At 63.4% G+C, this 22,274-nt stretch carries 16 protein-coding genes and 1 pseudogene; 2 read left to right on the top strand and 15 right to left on the bottom strand.

Features of this window, described 5'->3' with window-relative positions; translation table 11 throughout:
- Window positions 1–3: 3 nt before the first annotated feature.
- Both BX592_RS19525 and BX592_RS19520 read right to left on the bottom strand, forming a co-directional pair.
- Window positions 4–3,414, bottom strand: coding sequence for an alpha/beta fold hydrolase (locus tag BX592_RS19525; RefSeq protein WP_134193515.1), 3,411 nt, complete (start codon window positions 3,412–3,414; stop codon window positions 4–6).
- Between the two features lie 227 nt (window positions 3,415–3,641).
- Complete coding sequence (locus tag BX592_RS19520) at window positions 3,642–4,436, bottom strand: hypothetical protein (RefSeq protein ID WP_134193513.1); 795 nt, start codon at window positions 4,434–4,436, stop codon at window positions 3,642–3,644.
- Window positions 4,437–4,807: 371 nt separating this feature from the next.
- Between BX592_RS19520 and BX592_RS19515 the strand changes: the two genes are divergently transcribed.
- The gene (locus tag BX592_RS19515) at window positions 4,808–6,673 is read left to right on the top strand and encodes an ATP-binding response regulator (protein ID WP_134193511.1); all 1,866 of its coding nucleotides are present in this window, start codon (window positions 4,808–4,810) and stop codon (window positions 6,671–6,673) included.
- A 64-nt stretch (window positions 6,674–6,737) separates the two neighbouring features.
- Here the strand turns inward: BX592_RS19515 and BX592_RS19510 are convergent, their stop codons facing one another.
- The 6 genes from BX592_RS19510 to BX592_RS19490 form a co-directional block, all read right to left on the bottom strand.
- Window positions 6,738–7,454, bottom strand: coding sequence for a response regulator transcription factor (locus BX592_RS19510; RefSeq protein WP_134193509.1), 717 nt, complete (start codon window positions 7,452–7,454; stop codon window positions 6,738–6,740).
- Window positions 7,455–8,257: 803 nt separating this feature from the next.
- Entirely contained in the window at window positions 8,258–8,413 is a 156-nt protein-coding gene (locus BX592_RS33920; RefSeq protein ID WP_166676405.1) for a hypothetical protein, read from the bottom strand.
- Window positions 8,391–9,395 carry a cytochrome d ubiquinol oxidase subunit II gene (cydB, locus tag BX592_RS19505; RefSeq protein WP_134193507.1) on the bottom strand — a complete coding sequence of 335 codons (1,005 nt, stop codon included), beginning with the start codon at window positions 9,393–9,395 and terminating at the stop codon, window positions 8,391–8,393. The genes BX592_RS33920 and cydB overlap by 23 nt, the downstream gene beginning before the upstream one ends.
- A 45-nt stretch (window positions 9,396–9,440) precedes the next feature.
- On the bottom strand, window positions 9,441–10,835 hold the full coding sequence (locus BX592_RS19500; RefSeq protein ID WP_134193505.1) for a cytochrome ubiquinol oxidase subunit I: 1,395 nt from the start codon (window positions 10,833–10,835) through the stop codon (window positions 9,441–9,443).
- Window positions 10,836–11,127: 292 nt separating this feature from the next.
- The gene (locus BX592_RS19495; protein WP_134193503.1) at window positions 11,128–11,319 is read right to left on the bottom strand and encodes a 4-oxalocrotonate tautomerase; all 192 of its coding nucleotides are present in this window, start codon (window positions 11,317–11,319) and stop codon (window positions 11,128–11,130) included.
- 99 nt (window positions 11,320–11,418) lie between these two features.
- Entirely contained in the window at window positions 11,419–12,195 is a 777-nt protein-coding gene (locus BX592_RS19490; RefSeq protein WP_134193501.1) for a class II aldolase/adducin family protein, read from the bottom strand.
- Window positions 12,196–12,343: 148 nt separating this feature from the next.
- Between BX592_RS19490 and BX592_RS19485 the strand changes: the two genes are divergently transcribed.
- Window positions 12,344–12,898, top strand: coding sequence for a putative glycolipid-binding domain-containing protein (locus BX592_RS19485; protein ID WP_134193499.1), 555 nt, complete (start codon window positions 12,344–12,346; stop codon window positions 12,896–12,898).
- A 65-nt stretch (window positions 12,899–12,963) separates the two neighbouring features.
- On the opposite strand, the gene BX592_RS19480 is transcribed toward BX592_RS19485, so the two are convergent.
- The 7 genes and pseudogenes from BX592_RS19480 to BX592_RS19450 form a co-directional block, all read right to left on the bottom strand.
- A complete protein-coding gene (locus BX592_RS19480) occupies window positions 12,964–13,965 on the bottom strand; it encodes a sulfonate ABC transporter substrate-binding protein (protein ID WP_134193497.1) in 1,002 nt (333 codons plus the stop codon).
- A 78-nt stretch (window positions 13,966–14,043) separates the two neighbouring features.
- Entirely contained in the window at window positions 14,044–14,604 is a 561-nt protein-coding gene (locus BX592_RS19475) for a GNAT family N-acetyltransferase (protein ID WP_134193495.1), read from the bottom strand.
- A gap of 142 nt (window positions 14,605–14,746) precedes the next feature.
- Window positions 14,747–15,083 (bottom strand): annotated as a pseudogene (locus tag BX592_RS19470) (MetQ/NlpA family ABC transporter substrate-binding protein); the annotation flags it as partial.
- Between the two features lie 118 nt (window positions 15,084–15,201).
- Window positions 15,202–15,849, bottom strand: coding sequence for a TetR family transcriptional regulator (locus BX592_RS19465; RefSeq protein WP_134193493.1), 648 nt, complete (start codon window positions 15,847–15,849; stop codon window positions 15,202–15,204).
- Between the two features lie 13 nt (window positions 15,850–15,862).
- On the bottom strand, window positions 15,863–19,183 hold the full coding sequence (locus BX592_RS19460; RefSeq protein ID WP_134193491.1) for an efflux RND transporter permease subunit: 3,321 nt from the start codon (window positions 19,181–19,183) through the stop codon (window positions 15,863–15,865).
- An 11-nt stretch (window positions 19,184–19,194) separates the two neighbouring features.
- Window positions 19,195–20,472 (bottom strand): efflux RND transporter periplasmic adaptor subunit, encoded by a 1,278-nt coding sequence (locus BX592_RS19455; protein WP_134193489.1) that lies wholly within the window; start codon window positions 20,470–20,472, stop codon window positions 19,195–19,197.
- Window positions 20,473–20,600: 128 nt separating this feature from the next.
- Entirely contained in the window at window positions 20,601–22,220 is a 1,620-nt protein-coding gene (locus BX592_RS19450) for an efflux transporter outer membrane subunit (RefSeq protein WP_243849628.1), read from the bottom strand.
- Between the last annotated feature and the right edge of the window lie 54 nt (window positions 22,221–22,274).

The following is a 22,274-nucleotide window of genomic DNA, read 5'->3' as shown; positions in this document are numbered from 1 at the left end:
CGATCAATGCGCATTCAAATGCGTCGCGATAGTCGGGTACACATCGATGGACGCGTTCTTGCCGAAAATGCAGTCGATGTGCCCGTAACCGTCGATCAGATGCCGTTCGTAGTTGCCGGGACCGAACCGCTCGACCAGCATGTCATAGGTCATCTCAGTGCTGACCGGTAAATAGCAGCGGTTTTCCGCGCCGTGAATAAACGCGATCGGCAGCTTCATGCCATCGAGATCGCGTAGGTAGACATCGTCGCCCTGCGCATCGACGATATGTCCTTCACGGACGATCCGCGCGAGCTGAATGAACAGTTCGACATCGTGAACGCCGAATAGCTCGTGCAGGTTCGCATGCAGCGGCTCATTCAACTGCGCATGTTCGTAGACGAGCCCATACAGAAACGTCGCGCGATGGCAGACCGCGCTGTTGCATTCTTCGTCATGTTCGGTCGGGAAGAAGCGCAGCGCATCGTCGAGCAGGTTGTTCGGCCATCTTTCGTGCCGTGTGTACGCGGTCAGATCGTCGACGCCGAGGAACTTCAGAATCTGCGGCGTATGCAGTCCGGCCTTGACCCGTTGCAGCAGTCCGGGCACCAGATGCGCGGACACCTGCGACAGCACGACCGAGCGCACGCCCTGCAGACCCGACAGCAGCGCCATCGTCGTCGCGACGGCGCCCAGGCAATGCGCGACCACCTGGATGTCTTTCGCGCCGGTCAGCACGCGCACCTTCTCGACGGCTGCTGGAATGTCGATGCGCGCAATCGCATCGGCGGTCGTCGGTTCGGTCGCGCTCGGCAATTCGATGCTCACGCGCAGATCGATCAGCCATACGTCGTAACCTGCCGCGCACAAGAACTCGACGAGATTCGTATCGATCAGATCCGTCGAAAAAATACGGCTCGACACGCCGGAACCGTGCACCAGCAGTACCGGGCCCTTCGTGCCGCCGTGATAGCGCGTCAGACGCAAGGTCTTGTCGTCCGGCTTCGGCGTATTGAAGTAGGTGACCTGCGGCGCGGGCGCGCGCAACGCACGGCGCACGCGCGGTGTGATGTCCGGGTCGGCGAACTGCAGCGGCGCGGCGACGCCGCCGTATTCGGTGAACAGCACGCCGGCGAAAAACTCGCCGAACTTCTTCGTCCATTTCAGCCGTGTTTCCAGATCGGGCGTATTCGTCACTTCGATCGTGCGCTGCTGCTTCAGGAAGTTTTCCGGCGTGATGATCAACGTTGCGTTGCCGAGCAACGCTGCATTCGGGGCTTCGGACGCGCGCACTTCCGCATACAGCGTATTGGTCTGCTCCCACAGATCGAGCAGCGACGAACGCGTGATGATCTTCTGCCCGAACAGAAAGAACGTTTTGCCGTCGGTGGCGTTCAGCGTCATCCGGTAGTTCATGTTGCGGCGCTCGACATGCGCCGGGTCGACGACAAACAGATTGAAGCGGCCGTTCGATATCTGTAGCGGTTCAGGCGATAGCGCCGCGCAGGTCAGCGTGCCGATCATGCTGGCCGTGTGCTGCGGATTCGCCAGCATGTCTTCCAGGTCGTTCGACTCGACGGTCAACGTGAAGCTCATTGGCACGCCCTGGTCCGCGGTCGCGCCACCCGGCACGTAGCTGCCTTTCATCGTTTCGGTGAAGCGCAGACCGATTTTCGGTGGCGGCGGCGGTGCCGCGTTGCCGGTCGCGGCATAGTCGATCTCCCAGCCGTGCGTTTTCGCGAGCTGCGCGCAGTTGCGTTCGGCGAGCGCGGAAATCGTCAGCAACGGATTGACGCCGAGCGAGATCGGTATCACGGCGCCGTCCATCACATAGAGGCCCGCATGTACCGCGTTACCGGTGATGCCGGAAAACACCCGCCCGGCCTCGTCGACCACGCCATGTTCCGCGTCATCGGCCATCGCGCAGCCGCCGAGCGGATGCACGGTGACTGTGCGGTTGCGGAACACATCCGCCGAGATCGGATTGCGCACGTACTCGCCGCCGATCGCGCTGGTCGCGGCTTCGAGCGTGTGCTCGACGATGTCGTAAATCGGCTGTTTGCCGGCGTTGGGCCACGCGACGCGCGGCCGGCCGCCTTCGTCGACCGTGATGCGGCCGCTTTCGTCGTCGTGCGACATCACGAGGAAGGTTTGCGTATTGCGCATCGCGCCGTAATGCGGGCCGCGCAGCATGCTTTCGGCGACGCGCGCTTCATCGGCGAGCGGCGCTTCGCGTTGCGGGTCCGGCATCGAGACGCCTTCGACCGGTGCGGCAGCGCCTAGCACGCCGGCGAGAAACCGGCCGATCGGCGCGGCGAGCGAGCCTTCCTCGATCACGAAGCCGTCGCGCACGTCCGGTGTATTGCGATGATCGATGATGCCGGTGATGGTCGGGCCGACTGGCGGAAGGTCGCTGCGCCACTGCGCGCCCCAGCCGACGCCATTGATGTCGTGGTCCGTGTTGAACGCGAACGCGAGCACGTCACCGTTGCCGGTGAAACGGTGGCCGAGCTGCGTCGATACCGGCAGACCTGCTTCGTTCGAGCGCAACAGAATCGCGGTGGAACCGAGCGTGCCCGCCGACAGGATCACGATATCCGCGGTAATCGACATGTCGGGCGCGCTGTACAGGTCGCGGTTGAGCGCGACCGGCTGATAGCGAACCAGCCATTTCTGCTGCGCTTGGTCGCGTACGACCGAATGCACGGCAACGCCCGTGAAAATCTGTGCACCGTTCGCGACCGCATCGGGCAGGTAGTTCATATGAGTCGAATTCTTCGCGTCGAAGTTGCAGCCGGAGTTGCAGTCGCCGCAGCCGACGCAACGATGCTGATCGACGCCCGCGGCATTCTTGCCGTCCTTGAACGTGACGGTGATCGGCGGCCGATAGAAGCGATCTTGCATGCCGAGCTTTTGCGCGGATAACTCGAGCGCGGCGAGTTTCGGCAGTGGCTTCGAATCGTGCGTGATATCGGCGTAAAAATTATCGGGCAGCTTCGACGGCTGCAGCATCGCGGTGGCGAGCGCATAGCCGCGGTCGCGGCCCGACTTGTCCGCGCGGATCGCGACCGGCCAGTGCGGGTCGTCCCACAGCCGGTCGTCCGGATGCAACGCGACGTTTGCATTGATCAGCGACGTGCCGCCCAGCCCGCAGCCAACCACGACGTTCACATCCGGATTCACATGCACTTCGAGCAGCGCGAGCGGCGAGCCTTCCTGTCCGATGCCGGTGTTGTACTGCACCTGCGTGAGTCCTTCGACTGGTGTCCTCGGATATTCGCCGGCCATGAATTCCCGGCCGCGCTCGAGCACACACACGTCGCGTTTTGCACGTGCCATGCGGCTCGCCGCGATCGCGCCACCGTAACCGGACCCGACGACGACCACCTCGTAGTGCGGCTTCATCGCCTCGAGGGCGCTGGATAAGCGGTTCATACGACCACCTTGTTCGAATGGGCAGGGCGGGGGGACCCTGATGGTGAGGACGGCTGGCGCTCGCAGTCCGGTCGCAGCCTAATCATCCTGGACTGCGCTGACGAAAAAGCAAAGAAATTCACGCGACGCCGAGATCCGGTCGTGCGTGTGTCGCAGGCCGCAGTGCGCGACACGAATGTGATCGCGCAGCATCAGGCCGCGGGTCGCGGCGGGATCGCCGCCGCTTCTTACGCGGCCGCTTCAAACGCTTCGCCTTCGCGGCTCGATTCAACCGAGAGCAGATTCAACGCGACGAGCATCGCGGCGCGGTTGTCGATGTCGATGTCAATGCCGAGCACGTCGGTGAGCCAGCGGCCGATCTTCGTATTGGAAAAATCGGCGGCGTCGGCCGTTTTCTTCATCGTGACGCCAAGCTTCACGGCGCGATAGTGATAGGACGGCACGCGATGGCGCGCGGCGACCGCCGACAGTCCGCCTTTGCATTCGGAGCACCAGCCGAGCGTGCCGGCGAGCACGATGCGCTCCGGTTCGTCGAGGCTCGCGATAAACGCACGGGCGGCTTCGCGCACGCGTTGTTCGTCGAGACCATATTGCAGCAGCACGCTTTCGACGGGGTCATCGAGCGCATGCGCGCGCAGGTCGATTTCCTGCGTCATGCCTTCGCATTCCATCGACACGTTGCGCTGATGGCTTGCGCTGCGCAGGCAGTCGATCAGATAGCGCCGGAAGTACGCGCAGATCGCGTAGCTGTTGGACGGTGCGCTCTCGGGGCAGGCATGTGACTCCATATGGCCGGGCGCGAGACGAAGCACCTTCGTATAGATGAACTGATGCACGAGCTCTTCCTTGTCGTCGCCGAGCGCGTGCAATTCGAGCGGGTGGTAGCTGCGCAACGCGCGCTTCACGAGGTCGTACATCGACACCATTTCGTCGTCCGACAACTGCGTGCGGCGACGCCACAGATCGGGAAGGATCGCATCGTCGAGTGTGCGTGCGAATTCATGACTCGGTACCGCGCCCATGAAAGCCTCCGTCGTGTGAAGGGCAAGGAGCGCGGTGAGGGGCGGGTATCCGCCGGGGGGGCCTCGTGACAAGGCAGTGAAACCGGTCTTCGCGTGCTTCGGAAGACCGCATGCCGCGCTGGAACTGGCATGCAGTATGGTTTTTTCGCCGTGCGTCGCCTATATGGATTAAGTGATAGCTGAAGGGTAAACCGATGGGTAAACCACGGCGGGCGCGTTTGTGCGACGCATCATGGAAATTGCCCGCTGACGCACAAATTGAATATGGCGGCGGTAGACTCTGCGCAGGCGCCAGACCTTTCATACGACGAGCCACGCAGCCCCTCACCTCCCGCGAGCGACGCTGCTTAAGCCGAACAGGAGACCGCACGATGCGGGCCGACCCGATCCAGCGTGCCATCGACGAAGACCTCGTGCGTGTGCTTTACGCGCAAGACCCGATCGCGTTCTTCACGCACTGGTTTTCGATCGCGATGCTGCTCGCACTGTATTGGGCCGATATGCCGTACCCGCAGCGTTTCGCGGCCTGCTTTATTTTTTATGCGCTCGCGAACTGCGCGGGGCTCGTGCTGTGGATGTGTCACCGCCGGTGGCCCGATGCGCTGCAGCCGCGTGCGTGGATCTATCTGCATGCGCTGCGCAATGCGCTGCTTTACGCGGCGCCGGGGCTCGCGATCTGGTTCGCGTTTCAAAGTCCGCATGCCAACCTGCCGCTGCTGCATACGGTGCTGATCGTCACGCTTGCCGCGGGCGTGTTCATGTCGAACGGCTTTGACGTGGCCAATTTCACGACGTCGATCGCGTTTCTGCTGCTGCCCGCGATCGTGCTGCATTTCGGCGTGCATACATTCGATCGGACGATTCTCGCGATCGTCCTCGCGTTCTTCTTCTGCGCGATCAACGTGTATGCGCTCAGCTATCGCAAGCTGTTTCAGCGCGTCGTGCAGGCGCGCGTCGACCAGCAGACACTGGCCGAATCGCTGGCGATGCAAAAGCTCGTTGCGGAAGAGGCCAGCCTCGCGAAGACGCGTTTTTTTGCGGCTGCAAGCCACGATTTGCGTCAGCCGCTGCATGCGATCGGCCTGCTCGCCGCGTCGTTGAACGACCCGGCGGCGACCCATGCGCAGCACACGAAGACCGCCGATCACATCGTCAACAACGTCGAAGCGCTGAACCAGCTGTTTAACCAGGTGCTCGACCTCGCGCGGCTCGAGAGCGGCGTCACGCAGGTGATCAAGCTGCACTTCCGGTTGTCCGAACTGTTCGACCGTGTCGGCAATCAATACTGGCCGCAGGCCGCCGCGAAAGGGCTCGCGCTGCGCATTGCGCCAACCGCGGCGGTCGTGCACGGCGACCCGGTGTTGCTCGAGCGAATTCTTAGCAATCTGTTGTCGAATGCGGTGCGTTATACGGAAAGCGGCGCGATCTGGATGGGTTTCCGGCGCTCGGGCCGGCTGGCAGGAGGCTATATCGAGGTGCGCGATTCCGGTATCGGCATCGCGCCGGAAGAGCAGGAGCGCATCTTCGAAGAGTTCTACCAGGTCGCGAACCCGCAACGCGACGCGCGACAGGGGCACGGCCTGGGCTTGCCGACCGTCAAGCGGCTCGTCGACCTGCTCGGCGCGGAACTCCTTTTGCGCTCGGTGCCGGGGCGCGGCTCGGTGTTCCGCTTTGCCGTCGACGCGGGCGACCCAGCGCGGATCGTCGCGGGACTCAACGAGACCGCGAGCGGCGGGCTGTCCACGGCTGGCCGCCATGTGTTGTGCATCGACGACGAACCGGCGATTCTCGAGGGACTGTCGAGCCTGCTCGGCCGCTGGGGCTGCATTGTGCGTGGTGTCCACGACGAGGATCAGGCGCTCCGTGCGCTCGACGAAGGATTCGCGCCGGACGCGGTGCTGTGCGACTACCAGCTCGCGAACCACCGCACCGGCGCGCAAGCGCTTGCCGCGGTGCGCGACGCGTTGCGCCGCCGCGGCCGGGAACAGGTGGTGACACTGCTGATTACCGGCGATATGGCGTCAGCCGAATTGCAGTCGCTCGCGTCGCAGGGCATTCCGGTGCTGCACAAGCCGGTGACGGCGGCGCGGCTGCGCCGCACGCTCGAGATGTTGTGGCAGCAACCGGATCGGTCGCCGGTGCTCGAATCGACGCCGGCAGAGCGGGAGCCGCAGCCGCAGGTGGCGCCTGTGACGCAGGTGGCGATCGGTGGCCAGCACGCGCAAGGTGTCGGCTAAATCCAGCCGGGGCAACCACGCGCGACGACGCAAGCGTCCCCGAAACGGACGCGGCGCGAACGCGCTACAGCACCTTTCCCGTCTCGAGCCACCCGTTGATCACAGCGATCGCGGTCGCGCGGTTATGCACCCCCAGCGCGCGAAAGATGACCGAAAGATGCACCTTTACGGTCCCTTCGGCGACGCCGAGATCGCGCGCGATCATCTTGTTGGTCCAGCCGCGATGGACCAGCCGCATGATTTCCTGCTGGCGCGGCGACAGGTTCTCGAGAAGATGCCGCTGATGCGGCTGCAACGCCTCGACGCGCGCAATCGGCTCGGGCTCCGCGCTGGCCGGCGCGCCGGCGCTGCTTGCCTCGGCGGCGACCGCTTCGCGCGCGCCGAGCAGGCTCAGCGCTTCCATCGGCACATACGCGCCGCCCGACAGCACCAGCTCGATTGCCTTGAGCATCACGCTGGCCGGCTGCCGCTTAGGCACGAAGCCGAGCGCGCCCGCCGCGAGCACCTTGCGCATTTCGTCGGGCGATTCTTCGGCGGACAACACGACCACGGGCAGCGCCGGGTTCGCGTTCAGCAGGCTTTCGAGCGATGCCGCGCCGGTCATGCCGGGCATATGCAGATCGACGATCGCGAGATCGTGATTCGCGTCGGGCCGTGCAAGCGCGGCGAGGGTTTCCCAGCTGTCGGCTTCATCGAACTGCGCTGCCGGATCGAGCCCGCGCAACAGTCCTTTGACGCCCTGGCGGATCAGTTCATGGTCGTCGGCCACAAGAAACTTCATGATGTCTCCGCGAGTTGGCCCTGCCGGTTCGTGATGCTGCCGCTGCACCGCGGCGCGGCGTGCGCGTCGCGATGACCTGCTGGGGCCGAAGCGAACGGCGAACATCGTTGCAGACGATGTGTCGCCATCCGTTCGTCGGGCCGCGGCGCGCGCTCCCATTGCACAGGTTGCGCGCCGCGGCCCGCTGCATTCCCCGAGATCCGCTGTGGACGGATCGTTGCAGCGTCTACGTATTGCATTTTGTGTGATGCGTACTGCTTTGCGCCTGTTGAATCGTTTGTTATATCGCCTGTCCTGCCGCTTGTTGTTCCCCGCTACCCGCACCCGCTACCCGTTGCTGCCGTGTTGCCGTGTTGCCAGTGTTGCCGCCCGCGATGCCGCGCGGGTTTCCTTTTGCGCCCATGTTGCGGCCGGAACGACCGGCCGGCAGCACGGTTCATGTCCGGCGGCCTGTCGGCGTGGCTCTGTGTCCGCGTCCGGTGGCACGCTCTGGTTGCTTATTGTTGGCGTCCCGTGCAGCGAATGCAATCCTGCTGGCAGCCGGACGTGGTCTCCCGCGCAACCGCTTCGCGACCGGGCCGTGCGGCCCTGTGCCGGGCCGTCGCGGCAGCGGGGGCGCTGCGGCGTCGTGTGGCGCGGCGTCTACGCGCCGTGGCCTGCTACGTAGACGAGCGCGCTGAAAAGTTTTTGAAGGCGCGCAAACGGCGCGAGGTGATAGCCGAAAGGCTTATCCGCGAGCGGTTGCATCGTGCCGCGCATGCGCGCACCGCGGGTGGCGCAGTGATGCGGAGATCGCGAGCGCGTTACCGGCTGACTGCGAACAGCGTCGCGTTCATCAGCAGCTTGAACGCGAAACCGACCGCGATCGCGCTGCCGGCGCCGACGCACCACAGTGCGACGAACCACAGCCAGCCCTGAATACGGCGCGGCCGCGCGTCAATGGTAGTGGACTTCGCCATGACGCACCTTGCCGCGGAATACCCAGTAGCCCAATGTCGTGTACGCGATGATGATCGGGATGATCACCGCCGCGCCCGCCAGTGTGAACATCTGGCTCGAGCGCGGCGCGGCCGCTTGCCAGAGCGTGAGGCTCGACGGAATCGCATACGGCCACACGCTGACCAGCAGTCCGAGATAGCCGAGCAGCACCAGCCCGAGCGCGAGCATGAACGGGGTGTGGTGATGCCGGTCGCGCACCGCGCGGTACATGAAGAACGCGCACAGCGCGACGAGGAACGGCACCGGCAATAGCCGCTCGAACAACCCGGAAGCGAACCAGCGCTGCGCGATATTCGGGTCCTGCAGCGGCGTCCACAGGCTGACCACTGCGATAAACAGGAGCAGCACGAGCGTCAGCGGCCATACCACGCGATGCAGACGCCGCTGCAGATCGCCGTCGGTCTTCGCGATCAGCCAGCAGCAGCCGAGCAATGCATAGGTCGCGACGAGCCCGAGGCCAGTCAGCAGCGAAAACGGCGTGAGCCAGTCGAACGCGCCGCCGGCGAAACTGCCGTCCGCGGCGACCGGAATGCCCTGCAGATACGCGCCGAGTGCGATGCCCTGAAAGAACGCGGCGCCGCTCGAGCCACCGATAAACGCGAGATCCCACAGATATTTCGTGCGGTTCGCTTTCGCGCGGATCTCAAACGACACGCCGCGAAAAATCAGGCAGCCGAGCATAAAGATCAGCGGCAGATACAGCGCGGACAGCACCGTCGAATAGACGATCGGGAATACCGCGAACAGGCCCGCGCCGCCGAGCACGAGCCAGGTTTCGTTGCCGTCCCATACCGGCGCGACGGTGTTGATCATCAGGTCGCGTTCCTTTTCATCGGGAAAAAACGGAAACACGATGCCGATGCCCAGATCGAAGCCGTCCAGCACGACATACATGAAAAGGCCGAGCGCGATGATCGCGGCCCATACTACGGTGACGTCCATCTTGTTCCTCGTGAAGATCGATCAGATTCGGGGTGTCGAGCCGCATCAGGCGGTTGGCAGCGCATGGTGGTGGGCGGGGCGGCCGCGCGGGTCGTGGGGCACGCCGTCCGGCGTGTGGCCGGGCAATTCGGGGCCATTGCGCATCAGCTTCAGCAGGTAGTAGACGCCGGTGCCGAACACGAGGAAGTAGATGACGACGAACGTCATCAGCGACAGGCTGACCTGCTGCGCGGTTAGCGGCGACACCGCATCGACCGTGCGTTTCATCCCGTAGACCACCCATGGCTGACGGCCCACTTCGGTCGTGATCCAGCCGGCCAGCAGCGAAATGAAACCGGTCGGCCCCATCGCCAGTGCGAAGCGCTGGAACCATTTCGCGTCATACAACCGGCCGCGGCGGCGCATCAGCCACGAGGTCACCGCGAACGCGATCATCAGCATGCCGAGGCCCACCATCACGCGGAAGCTCCAGAACACGACGGTCGAATCCGGCCGGTCTTGCGGCGGGAAATCCTTCAGGCCTTGAATCTTGCCGTCCCAGCTATGCGTGAGGATCAGGCTGCCCAGATGCGGAATCGACACCGCGTAGCGGGTGGTTTCGGCCTTCATGTCGGGAATGCCGAACAGGTTCAGCGGCGTGCCGCCTGTTTCGGTATTCCACAGACCTTCGATCGCGGCGATTTTCGCGGGCTGGTATTCGCGCGTGTTCAGGCCATGCTGGTCGCCGACGAACGCCTGGATCGGCGCGAGGACCAGCAGCATCCACAGCGCCATCGAGAACATTTTCTTCACCGCCGGGTCGCGCCGGCCTTTGAGCAGATGCCATGCGCCGACGGCCGATACGACCAGTGCGGTGACGATAAACGCGGCCAGCGCCATATGCGCGAGCCGGTACGGAAACGACGGATTGAAGATGATCTTGAACCAGTCGACCGGCACCACATGGTTGCCGACGATCTCGATGCCTTGCGGCGTTTGCATCCAGCTATTGGACGCGAGAATCCAGAACGTCGAGATCAGCGTGCCGATCGCGACCATCAGCGTCGCGGCGAAGTGCGCGCGCGGACTGACGCGCTGCCAGCCGAACAGCATGATGCCGAGGAAGCCGGCTTCGAGAAAGAACGCGGTCATCACCTCGTACATCAGCAACGGACCGGTGACGGGACCGGCGAACGCGGAAAAGCCGGACCAGTTGGTGCCGAATTCGTAGCTCATCACGACGCCGGATACGACGCCCATGCCGAAGGCGACCGCGAAGATCTTCGACCAGAACAGGTACAGATCTTTGTAGTAGCCCTTGCCGGTTTTGAGCCAGCGCCATTCGAGCACCGCGATAAAGCTGGCAAGCCCGATCGACAGCGCGGGAAAGACGATGTGAAACGAAATGGTGAACGCGAACTGGAACCGGGCCAGATCGAACGCGGAGAGGGCGGTGTGCATTTATCTTGATACCGGGGATACGAACCACGCACGGCGACTCTTGTCGACGCGCACTGCGCCTGGCAGATGACGGGAGCGTAAGGGAGCACGGCGGATCGTGCTGCGCTGCGACGTGCGTCGAAATTACACAGCGAGACGCGTTGCCGCACGCGTGGATGGAAGGCTAGCGCATTGATTAATATTGAAAAATGCGCGCCGAAGCGAGATGGGCGGTGAACCGGCGGTCGATGCGGCGTGCGTCAATCCACCGCGCCGCAGCATCGACGAAAAAGAGGACGGGAACGGCTTCTGCTCAGGCCGGCGGGTCGGACCACAGGCGCCCGCCGGTCGCCCAGTTCTCGCGCGCGACGTCGACCAGGATGATGTCGACCGATGACGGTTCGACCTTGAGCGTGTCGCAGGTCGCCTTGGTGATCGCTTCGACAAATTCGCGTTTCTGCTCGACGGTGCGTCCTTCGAATAGCTCAATACGGAAGGTAGGCATAACAAACGGCTCCTTGGTGGAAGAAAGATTGAAAAGTCGCAGCCGGCGCCGTGCCCGAACACGCGGCGTGGCGCGATGAAACGGATCATCGGTCGGGAATCAGTCGCGGTACGAGCGGTCGATGCGATCGAGCTTGCGCAGTAACGCGGGCCATTCAAGTCCGCCTTCGACCGCGCCGTTGTCGTAGAGCTGTTCGGCTGCCCGCTCGGCGACTGCTGCCGACGGCAGCACGAGGTGCGCCGCGCCGGCTTGCGCTTGCAACTGGATCTCGCATGCCTTGATCAGCGTGGCCATCAGCACATACGCTTCGGCGACCGTGCGGCCGGCAGTCAACGTGCCGTGATTGCGCAGCAGCATCGCGGGCTTATCGCCGAGGTCGGCGACGAGTCGTTCGCCGTCGGCGGGCGAAAACGTGACGCCTTCGTAGTCGTGATACGCGAGATGGCCGTGAAAGCGCAGCGCATGTTGCGAAGCAGGCAACAGGCCCGCGGGCTGCATCGACACCGCAATGCCCGCGGTATTGTGCAGATGCATCACGCAGAACGCATCCGCGCGTGCCGCGTGCACGGACGCATGCAGCGCAAAGCCCGTTGCATTGACGCGATGCTCGCTCGTGCCGACGATATTGCCATCGATGTCGATCTTCACGAGGTTCGATGCGCAGACTTCATCGAAGCCGAAGCCGAACGGGTTGATCAGAAAATGACCGGGCTCGCCGGGGACACTCGCCGAGATATGCGTGTAGACCAGATCGTCCCAACCGTTGAGGGCGGCGAGCCGGTAGGCGGCGGCGAGGTCGATGCGCGTGCGCTGTTCGGCGTCCGACATCGGGCCGGATGCGGCGACACGGCTCGCGGGATTATGGGCGAACGACATAGACGTCTCCTCGGATACATGCGTGGCAAACAAGCACGACGATGATAGCGGGTAATGCACCCGCGGCGCAGATTGCGAACGCGTACCGGCGATTGCGTGTTCGCGTTAGGATGAACGCTCCTCTAACGCCGGTCAGGGAGACGTAATCATGCGTGAAGTGCGCTGGGCTTCGCTGGAAGGAGAGGGCATCGAGCATCTCGCGTTCGATGCGCGCGCGGATGGATTTCATGTCGAAAGTGCGCTGGTCGGGCAGCGATACGGAAAAAGCTACGGCTGCTACTACAGCATCCGATGCGATCCACAGTGGCGCGTCACGCATGCGTACCTGAAGGTGGTGGGAGGCGGCGAACTCGAACTGCATGGAGACGGTGAAGGCCACTGGCGCGACGGCCATGGAATGATTCTGTCCGCACTCGAAGGCTGCATCGATATCGACATCGCGGCGACGCCGTATACGAATACGCTGCCGATCCGGCGTTTGAAGCTCGCGCGCGGCGAGCGGCGGCCGATCGCGGTGGCCTATATTTCGACACCCGATTTGCAGGTTACGCGCGTCGAGCAGGCTTACACGTGTATCGAGCCGGATGTCGAATATCGCTACGAAGGCATCTTTCGCGATTTCATGGCGAACCTGAAGATCGACGCGGATGGGCTTGTGATCGACTATCCGACTTTGTTCACGCGCTTGCCGGCGGGCGCTTGAATGACTCGCGCCGCACCGGCGGTGTGCGCGTGATGCCGTGTGACTTCGCGAGAGGGTGCTTGAGGCTATCTCGCTGCGGTGGCGGCAAGCTTTGCCGCGGCTTCGGGATTTCGCCAGACATTGTTTTTTACGGCGATCTGCTGCGGAATCAGATGGGCGCCGTAGAACGCATCGGCGACGCGCTGCTGTGAGCGCACGATGTCGTCGGTGATCGGCTGCGTGCCGTACGGCACGCGGCGGACCCACTCGTCCACGACCGCGCGGTCGAGTCCTACCTGTGACGTCACCAGATCGACGGTTTCCGACGGGTGTGCATTGACCCATATGCCGGTACTGCGCAACTGGCCGAGCACGATGCCGACAATGTCGGGGTGCTGTTGCGCGAAGTCACGGGTTGCTTCGTAGAAGTTGTGGCCGGCTTCCAGCGACGTGTAGTCGGCGAGCGTGCGCGCCTGTAACGCGTGTTGAGCCGCCGCGTAATACGGGTCCCAGATCGCCCATGCATCGACGGTGCCGTTTTCGAATGCGGCTCGCGCATCGGCGGGCGGCAGGTAGACGGGCTGGATATCGGTGTAGCGCAGGCCGGCTTTCTGCAGCAATGCGAGCAACAGGTAGTTCGAGCTGGAACCTTTTTGCAGCGCGACGCGCTTGCCCTTCAGGTCGGCGACGGTATGCAGCGGCGCATCGGATTTGACGATGACCGCTTCGTTCGTGACGCCCGCGGGCTCCGTGCCGACATAGACGAAACGTACACCTGCCGCTTGGGCGAACACGGCGGGCGGCGCTCCGGTTGCGCCGAAGTCGATGCTATTCGCGTTGAGCGCTTCGAGAAGTTGCGGGCCGGCGGGGAATTCGAACCATTTCACCGTATAGCCGAGCGGTGCGAGCTTCTGGTCGAGACTGCGTTGCGCCTTGATGATCGCGAGCAGTCCGGACTTCTGGTAGCCGATGCGCAAAACCTTGTTGGCATTTTGCGCGGTTGATGGGTTCGACGTCAGTGCTGCGCAGGCGATGAGTGCGACGGCTGGCAGTGCGCGCAGAAGGCGGAGTGTGATGCGGGAGGTCATCCGGAATCTCTCGATTGCTACGGTGACGCGATCGTCGCATGGACGATGGGCGTGGCAAACGAACGGATAGAGATTTCGTTATGAAGTCTTTGCGTCTTTGCCCAACCCTCGCTGCATCAACGTCGTATCAAGCCACCGCCCATGCTTGAACCCCACGCGTTGCAGCGTGCCGACGAGTTCGAATCCCGCACGCTGATGTAACGCCATCGAGCCACCGGTGCCGCCATCCGCGATCACCGCGATCATCTGCCGCCATGGTCCGCGTTCGCAGCGCGCAATCAGCGCTTTTAGCAGCGTGCTGCCGATACCGCGACCGCGAAACGCATCATCGATATAGATCGAATCCTCGAGCGTATGACGGTACGCGACGCGAGGCCGGTAAAGATTCGCGTAGCAAAAGCCGATGACTCGACCTTCGGCCTCAGCGACCAGGAACGGTAGCCCCAGCGCGAGGATCGTCGCGTGGCGGGACCGCATATCGTCGATGGAGGGCGGTGTTTCCTCAAACGAAGACACGCCGGTCAGCACATGGTGCGCGTAGATCGCCTGGATCGCGGGGAAGTCCGCGTCGGTTGCGTCGCGGATGGCCGCGGAAAGAGTAGGGCGGGAAGCGTTGGTGGCAGGCTGGCTCATGGACATTCGCTGAGAGTTGCTCTCGAAGTCCTCACTATGCCCGATCAGTCGTACAAGTTGAAGCGCGCCAGAATTGCGCGCCGCGAAAGCCCCTTGCACGATGAGTGCGATCCGGCCGCGTCAACGCCGTTCCGTTATCACTGAGTGGACCGTTCCACGCGGGCAGCGTCGCACCGTGATACACGCTGCTGATCTCCGCCGCGACGTTCGGCTGCTGCTAACTCTCGACCAGCGCATGCACCCATTGCGCGTTCACGTCCTTTTCGTTGACCTCGATAAAGTTGCGATACGGGTTACCGCTCACGTTCTCCTGCGCAATTCGCTCATCTGGAATGCGGATGCCGTCTGTTGATCGCCCAGTCGGTATTCACCACTGCCGCGTCGACATCGTCAATCGTGCGTCCGACAATGCCGGCATCCAGTTCCTTGATATGGATATGCTTCGGATTGTTCGCGATATCGCGTGCAGTCGGCAGCAGTCCGACCCCTCAGCACGCAGCGAAATATTTTTGTTTCGTTTGCTATTTCTGCGCGCGGGTATATCGGTATCGCGATGCGGCGCCTGTCTGCAATCGCATCACAGGCGCGGCGCTGGCGTCGGCCTCAAGCAGCGGGCGTTGCCTGTTGGCGCAGAGCCGGCGAATTACGCAGCATGCCGATGCACGCGTCGGCCAGAAACTTCGCATCGCGCGGCAGTTCGACCGAGCCATAGTCGAGCAGCCAGTCGCGCAGCACGCCGCCGAGGAACATCAGCAGCACGCCGGCCGCGCGCGCGGTATCGAGTTCACGCGGCAACTGTCCTTTGTCGATCGCATTGCGCAACCCCAGTTCCATCCGCGCACGGCCATCGCGCGCCGCGTTGCGCTGCCGCTCGTGCACGGGGGCCATTTCCTCCGTGTACTCGCATTTCGTGAACAGCACCTCGAACACGCGCCGGCTATGCGGTTCAATCGCGGCCTTCGCGAGGCAGAACATGAAAAGATCGCGGATCCGCCCAAGCGGATCCGCTTCACGAGGATCGAACGTCGCGGTGACCAGCATCTCCATCGGCAGTTTCACACGCTCCGCCATCGCATTGAACACTTCACATTTGTTCTTGAAGTGTCCATAGATCGCGCCGCGCGTGAGCCCCGCGAGTTCCGCGATCTGTGCCAGCGACGTGTGTGCGAAGCCGTGCTGGAAGAACGTCACTTCCGCGGCATCGAGAATCCGATCGCGCGTTTTCAGCGCGTCTTCGCGAGTCCTTCTCATCTTCTGATCGCGGCTAGACTTTGGCCTCGTCCGGGTCGCTCGGGTCGTGATGCTTGAGTTTCTTCGACGGTTCGTCGAGTTTGTCGCCGAGCAGCATCCGTACCGTCACATAGAACACCGGGATCAGCATCAACCCGAAGAATGTCGCGAACAGCATCCCGCCGATCACCCCGATACCGATCTCGTGACGGGACGCCGCGCCCGCGCCGGTCGACAGCACCAGCGGCGCCACGCCGAGAATGAACGCCATCGACGTCATCAGAATCGGTCGCAGACGCAAGCGGCCGGCTTCGAGCACCGCGTCGTATAGCGTCATCCCGCGTGCTTGCCCTTCGACCGCAAACTCGACAATAAGAATGGCGTTCTTTGCGGCGAGACCCACGACCGTAACCAGACCGATCTTGAAGTAGATGTCGTTCGGCACGCCAAACCACAGGCAGAACGCGAGCATGCCGAGCATCCCGAGCGGCACGACCAGCAGCACCGCGACCGGAATCGTCCAGCTTTCGTACAGCGCCGCGAGACACAGGAACACCACCAGCACCGACAGTCCGAGCAGCACCGTGGCCGAACTGCCGGCGAGCAGTTCCTGATACGACTGGCCCGTCCAGTCCGCCGAGAAGCCGTTCGGCAGCTTGGTGTCGACGATGTTCTGCAGCGTGTCGATGGCCTGGCCGGTCGAGTAACCTTCCGCCGACGCGCCGACGATCTCGATTGCCGAGTAACCGTTATAGCGCGGCAACACCAGCGGACCGATGCCCCATTTGGCCTTCACGACGCTCGACAGCGGCACCATGTTGTACGGCGCGATGGTCGTATTCGCCGCGGACGGATCGACTTGCGTCAGATAGCCGCTGCTGTTCTCAGCCGTATTCGTACTGCTCGACGTCGTGCTCCCCACGCCGCCGGCTGCACTGCCGCCGCTGCCCGAAGTCGTCGAGGTCGTGATGCCGTTGCTGTTCGCGTTGGTCGCCTTGGTCGGCGTGTACAGATGATTGAATGCGTCGAGGCTCATCCGGTACTTCGCATCAGCCTGCACATACACACGCTTCACGCGGCCGCCATACGTGAACTGGTTCACAAAGAACGGCGCCAGCTGCATCTGGATCGTCGCATAGACATCGCTGAGCGACAGACCCATCGCCTGCGCCTGAACGCGGTCGACGGCGATATTCAGCTGCGGTGCGGTCGGCAGCGAATTCGGCCGGATACCGAACAGCACCGGACTCTTCGCCGCGTTCGCGAGCAGCGTCGCGGTTGCAGCATCGAGCTGGTCGCGCGACTGTCCTTCACGCGCCTGCAAATACATGTCGATACCGCCGAACTGGCTCAGGCCGCGGATCGTCGGCAGGTTGGTCGCGAAGATCTGCGCGTCCGGGATGCTGTGCAGAATCTGGTTCACCTGCGGAATCAGCTGCATCGCGGTTTTCGAGCGCTTGTTCCAGTCGGTCAGCTTGATAAACGCCATGCCGACGTTTTCGCTGGTGCCGACAAAGCTGAAGCCTTCCGGCTGGAAGATGCTCGAAATGTCCTTGCCGACCGGACTCTTCAGCAGCGTTTCGCGCACTTCGGTCATCACGCTGTTGGTGCGCTGGATTGTCGCGCCCGGCGGCAAGTTGATCAGCGCGAGGATAAAGCCCTGATCTTCATCCGGCACAAAGCCGGTTGGCAGCTTGGTGTACAGGAAGCCGGTCAGCACGGTGACCAGCACGAACAGGATCATCCAGCGCGGCGCGCGGCGGGCGGAGTGCCCGACGTGCGTCACGTAGTGGCGCGTCATCCATTCGAAGCCGCGGTCGAACGAGCGGAAAAACCAGTTCTTGCTGACATGGCTGCCTTGCTTCAGGATCGCCGCGCACAACGACGGCGTGAACGACATCGCGAGGAAAGCCGAGAAGATCATCGACACCGCGATGGTCAGCGCGAACTGCGCGTAGATGATGCCGGTAGCGCCCGGTTGCAGCGCGGACGGCACGAACACCGCGGACAGCACCACCGTGATCGCGACGATCGCGCCGGTGATCTGTTTCATCGCCTTGATCGTGGCCCGCTTCGGCTCGGACTTGTCCTCGGTCATGATGCGCTCGACGTTCTCGATCACGACGATCGCATCGTCAACCACAATGCCGATCGCAAGCACCATCCCGAACAGCGTCAGCTGATTGAGCGTGTAGTGCAGCGCCGACAGGCCGATAAACGTGCCGAGCAGCGCGACCGGAATCACGAGGGTTGGAATGATCGTCGCGCGGAAGTTCTGCAGGAACAGCAGCATCACGAGGAACACCAGGATGATCGCCTCGGCGAGCGTATGCACGACGTCCGCGATCGACGCGGTAATAAACGGCGTCGTGTCGTACGGGATCGCCCAGCTCACGCCGTTCGGCAAGTCCTTCGCGAGCGACGTCATGGTCGCCTTCACCGAGTTCGCGACTTGCAGCGCGTTCGCTCCCGGCAGCAGGAATACCGCGAGGCCAGCAGCCGGCTTGCCGTCCCAGACCGGCGCTGTGCCGTAAGTCTGCGCGCCGAACGTGATTCTCGCGACGTCCTTCAGACGCACGACTGTGCCGTTGCTGTTCGACGCGAGGATGATGTCCTCGAACTGCCTGCGCGATGAGAACAGCTGGTCGCCGGAGATGGTCGCGGTGAACACCTGGCCGGGCACGGCCGGGTCCGCGCCGAGCGAGCCGGCGGCAAACTGCGCGTTCTGCGCGCTGATCGCGCTTTCCACCTGGCTGGTCGACAGGCCGAACGATTGCAGCTTGTCCGGATCGATCCAGACCCGCATCGCATATTCGGAACCGAGCAGCGTCGTATTGCCGACGCCGTTCAGCCGGCCGATGGTCGGCTGGATGTCCGACGCGAGAATATCGGACAGGCGTCCGGCATCGATCGACGGATTGGTCGAGCGCAGCGCGAGGAACAGCAGAATATCCGGGCTCGACTTCGCGACCACCACGCCTTGCTGCACGACCGGCGTGGGCAGCAGCGGCTGCGCGAGCGTCACCTTGTTCTGCACCTGCACCTGCGCGATGTCCGGGTTCGTGCCGGTCGCGAAGGTCATCGTAATGACCGACTGGCCGTTCGAACTCGACTTCGAGCTGAAGTACAGCAGGTTATCGATGCCGGTCAGCTGCTGTTCGATCACCTGCGTGACGGTGGTTTCCATCGTCTGCGCACTCGCGCCCGGGTACGTCGACGTGACCGTCACCTGGGGCGGCGCGATGTCCGGATACGAGTCGATCCCCATCGAGCGCATCGCGAGATAACCGAACAGCGAAATCAGAATTGCGACAACCCATGCGAAGACCGGGCGGTTGATAAAAAAACTCGGCATGCCGGAAACTCCTATTGCGAGCGGCTAGCCGCGCTTGCAGTTTCGGGTGCGGACGCCGCCGCGGCGCCCGAGGTAGCCGCGGCCGGTGCCGCGGGGGCGGGTGCTGGTGCGGCGGCTGCCGCGGGACCCGAGGCCGGCACGGGCGCCGGCGGCTGCCATGCGACCGGCTCCACTGGTTGCGCTTCGTGAACGCTTTGCAAATGGTCTACCAGCACCCGATCGCCTTCGGCGAGCCCGCTTGTGACGATCCAGCTGTTCCTGTACTCATAGGCGGCTTCGATGTCCTTGCGCACGATCTTGTTGTCCGCGCCGGCGACGTACATGTACGAGCCAACCGTATCGCGCAACAGCGCCTGCTGCGGCACGAGGAACACGTTGTTCTGCTGGCCGAGATTGATCGTCACGTTCACGTACATGCCGGGCAGCAGCATGTGCTGTGCATTCGGCACGAGCGCGCGCAGATTGACCGAGCCGGTGGTCGCGTTGACCGTCACGTCGGTGAAGTCGAGCGTGCCGGCCTGGTCGTAGCGGCTGCCGTCGGGCAGCGTGATTTCGACTGTGGTCTTGCCCTGCTTCGAGAGCGCGACCGAGCCGGCGGCCGCGGCCTGACGCAACGTGACGAGATCGGCGGCGCTGATCGTGAAGTTCACGTACGACGGGTCGATCTGCTGGACCGTCGTGAGCAGCGTGCCGGCCGCGCCGGTGTCGCTGTTGCTGCTGCCCACCACCGCGCCCGCGGTGACGAGCTGCTGACTGGCGATGCCGGAAATCGGCGATGTCACGCGGGTGTAATCGAGGTTGATGCGCGAACTCTCGACCAGCGCCTGATCGGCTTTCACCTTCGCGGCGGAGCTGCGCTCGAGGGCGTCCGAGTTGTCGACCGTTTGTTGCGACACCGAGCCAACCGGCAACAGCTTGCGATTACGCACCGCTGTGATGTGGTTGTTCACGTAGGTCGCCTGGTCCTGCGCGAGCAGCGCGAGATTATTGTCGAGCTGCGCCTTGTAGAAGGTCGGGTCGATCTGGAACAACAGCTGCCCTTCGCGCACCTGCGATCCTTCCTTATATGCGCGTTTGAGCAGCAGCCCGGACACGCGGGCGGTCACGTTCGCGCTGAAGTACGGCGATAGCCTGCCGACCAGATCCCTCGTGAGCGGCACGTCCTGTTTTTGCACCGTGACCACCGACACACGCGGCGGCGGCGGCGCGGCCGGCTTGTGTTTGCTGCAAGCGGCGAGGCCCACGAGGATAAGGCACAGCAAAGGCCCGCGTAGCGGGAATGACTTCATGAAGACTCCATTCTTGCGTGACGGCGGTATTAACGACAGCTCGCGGCTTGCGTTCGGGCGCCCATTCGATAGAGAGGCCTTTGCGCAGCCGCGAGTAGCGGGGGTTCAACCATGCATGCGGTGGCGGTTCAACGTGGCGGCGGTGTTTCTGCCGTCGACGTCTGCTGCTGGTCCGACGCCGGCTTGGCCGGCGCGGGTGACGTCGTGCTGTTCGCACCGGTGCTCTGCATGTCCTTGAAATCCCAGCCGCCGCCGAGGTTCCTGATCAGCGCGACGCTGCTTTGCGTAAGCAGGGCCTGTGTATCGCTCAGGTTCTGCTCGGCGAGCAGCAGTGTCAGCTGTTGGGTCAGCACGTCCTGCTGGCTGGCCGCGCCCGCATCGAACTGTGCGTTCGAACTGGCGAACAGCTGCTGGTTGCGTTGGAGAATATCCGTGAACGATTGCGTCTGCTGACGCAGGTGATTGACTGACGACAGGCTGTCTTCGACGCTCTGGAACGCGGTGAGCACCGTGTTCCGATAGTTCGCGACATCCTGGTCATAGGTCGCGCGGGCTTCGCGGACCGCGGCGGTACGCGCGCCGCCGTCGAAAATCGTCTGGGCGAGATCGGGGCCGAGCGTCCAGAAACGGTTGGGCAGCGAGAACAGATTGGCAAACGTGTTGTGCTGGAAGCCGCCGGTCGCCGACAGCGTCACAGTCGGGAAGAACGCCGCTTCGGCGACGCCGATCAACGCGTTCGCCGAAGCCGCCGTGCGTTCCGCGGCGACCACGTCGTAGCGGCGCTGCAGCAGTTGCGACGGCAGGCCGAGCGGGATTTCCGGCAGCACGAATGCATACGACGGATCGGGTGCGATCGAGAAGTTCGCCGGCGGTTCGCCGACCAGCACGGCGATCGCGTGCTCGTCCTGTTCGCGCACGATATGCGTGGTCTGCAGATCGGCGATCGTCACTTCGAGGTTGTCCTGCGCGGCGAGCACCTGATCGTTCGATGCCATGCCTTGCCGGTACGCCTCCTGCGTCATATAGAGGATGCGGCTGTTGATGTCCTTTTGTTGCTCGAGCAACTGGATGTCGATGTCAGCCTGACGCAATTCGAAATAGTCGATCGCGACACTGGCCGCAATCGACAGGCGCTGGCCGGCCAACTGTGCATCGGTGGCCTGCGCGGTGCCGCGCGCCGATTCAACCTGGCGGCGAATCGCGCCCCACAGGTCGAGTTCCCACGTGGCCGATGCACTCGCGATGAAGTCATTCGACACGCCGGGCGTGATCGAACCGGTGGCTGAGCGCGACGTTCCGCCCGACGGTGTGCCGCTGCGCGTGGCGGACAGGTCGGCGCCGATGACCGGAAACAGTTGCGCGCGGTTCACCTGCACGATCGCAAGCGCGACCCGATAAGCGGCTTCGGCAGCGGCGATCGACTGGTTGGCCTTTTGCGACTGTTCGATCAACGAGGTGAGCTTGTCGTCGTTATACATGCGCCACCAGTCGCTCGCGAGCGACGCTTGCGGGTTGGCCTGCGCGCGCTGCCAGTCGGTGCCTTCCTTGAAGCTCTCTGGGACCTGGACTTCCGGCTGGCGGTAGTCCGGGCCCAGCGCGCAGGCGGCAAGGCACAGCACGGCGGCAAGCGCGATGCCGTGTTGCAGCAGGCGACGTGACGGCAACAGCACGTGCGGCAAGCCGGTCGGCGACTCAACTGACCGTGTGGACCGTGCGAATGGCGGGACAAACAGCGAAACAATTTTCACGCATGCTTCCTGTCAAGGAATCGATTGGCTAGTGAAATGCGACGAACGGGAAAA

Source organism: Paraburkholderia rhizosphaerae, from assembly GCF_004366595.1.
GTDB classification, from domain to species: Bacteria; Pseudomonadota; Gammaproteobacteria; order Burkholderiales; family Burkholderiaceae; genus Paraburkholderia; species Paraburkholderia rhizosphaerae.
The sequence above is the reverse complement of the archived record's forward strand: the minus strand, read 5'-3'. Positions and strand labels throughout refer to the sequence as shown.

What these genes read in the sequence shown, in the direction of transcription:
- BX592_RS19490 (WP_134193501.1), bottom strand. Translation starts at nt 12,195, where the DNA reads ATGTCGTTCGCCCATAATCCCGCGAGCCGTGTCGCCGCATCCGGCCCG.
- BX592_RS19465 (WP_134193493.1), bottom strand. Translation starts at nt 15,849, where the DNA reads ATGAGAAGGACTCGCGAAGACGCGCTGAAAACGCGCGATCGGATTCTC.
- BX592_RS19475 (WP_134193495.1), bottom strand. Translation starts at nt 14,604, where the DNA reads ATGTCCATGAGCCAGCCTGCCACCAACGCTTCCCGCCCTACTCTTTCC.
- BX592_RS19515 (WP_134193511.1), top strand. Translation starts at nt 4,808, where the DNA reads ATGCGGGCCGACCCGATCCAGCGTGCCATCGACGAAGACCTCGTGCGT.
- BX592_RS19485 (WP_134193499.1), top strand. Translation starts at nt 12,344, where the DNA reads ATGCGTGAAGTGCGCTGGGCTTCGCTGGAAGGAGAGGGCATCGAGCAT.
- BX592_RS19495 (WP_134193503.1), bottom strand. Translation starts at nt 11,319, where the DNA reads ATGCCTACCTTCCGTATTGAGCTATTCGAAGGACGCACCGTCGAGCAG.
- BX592_RS33920 (WP_166676405.1), bottom strand. Translation starts at nt 8,413, where the DNA reads ATGGCGAAGTCCACTACCATTGACGCGCGGCCGCGCCGTATTCAGGGC.
- cydB (WP_134193507.1), bottom strand. Translation starts at nt 9,395, where the DNA reads ATGGACGTCACCGTAGTATGGGCCGCGATCATCGCGCTCGGCCTTTTC.
- BX592_RS19480 (WP_134193497.1), bottom strand. Translation starts at nt 13,965, where the DNA reads ATGACCTCCCGCATCACACTCCGCCTTCTGCGCGCACTGCCAGCCGTC.
- BX592_RS19455 (WP_134193489.1), bottom strand. Translation starts at nt 20,472, where the DNA reads ATGAAGTCATTCCCGCTACGCGGGCCTTTGCTGTGCCTTATCCTCGTG.
- BX592_RS19520 (WP_134193513.1), bottom strand. Translation starts at nt 4,436, where the DNA reads ATGGGCGCGGTACCGAGTCATGAATTCGCACGCACACTCGACGATGCG.
- BX592_RS19500 (WP_134193505.1), bottom strand. Translation starts at nt 10,835, where the DNA reads ATGCACACCGCCCTCTCCGCGTTCGATCTGGCCCGGTTCCAGTTCGCG.
- BX592_RS19525 (WP_134193515.1), bottom strand. Translation starts at nt 3,414, where the DNA reads ATGAACCGCTTATCCAGCGCCCTCGAGGCGATGAAGCCGCACTACGAG.
- BX592_RS19460 (WP_134193491.1), bottom strand. Translation starts at nt 19,183, where the DNA reads ATGCCGAGTTTTTTTATCAACCGCCCGGTCTTCGCATGGGTTGTCGCA.
- BX592_RS19510 (WP_134193509.1), bottom strand. Translation starts at nt 7,454, where the DNA reads ATGAAGTTTCTTGTGGCCGACGACCATGAACTGATCCGCCAGGGCGTC.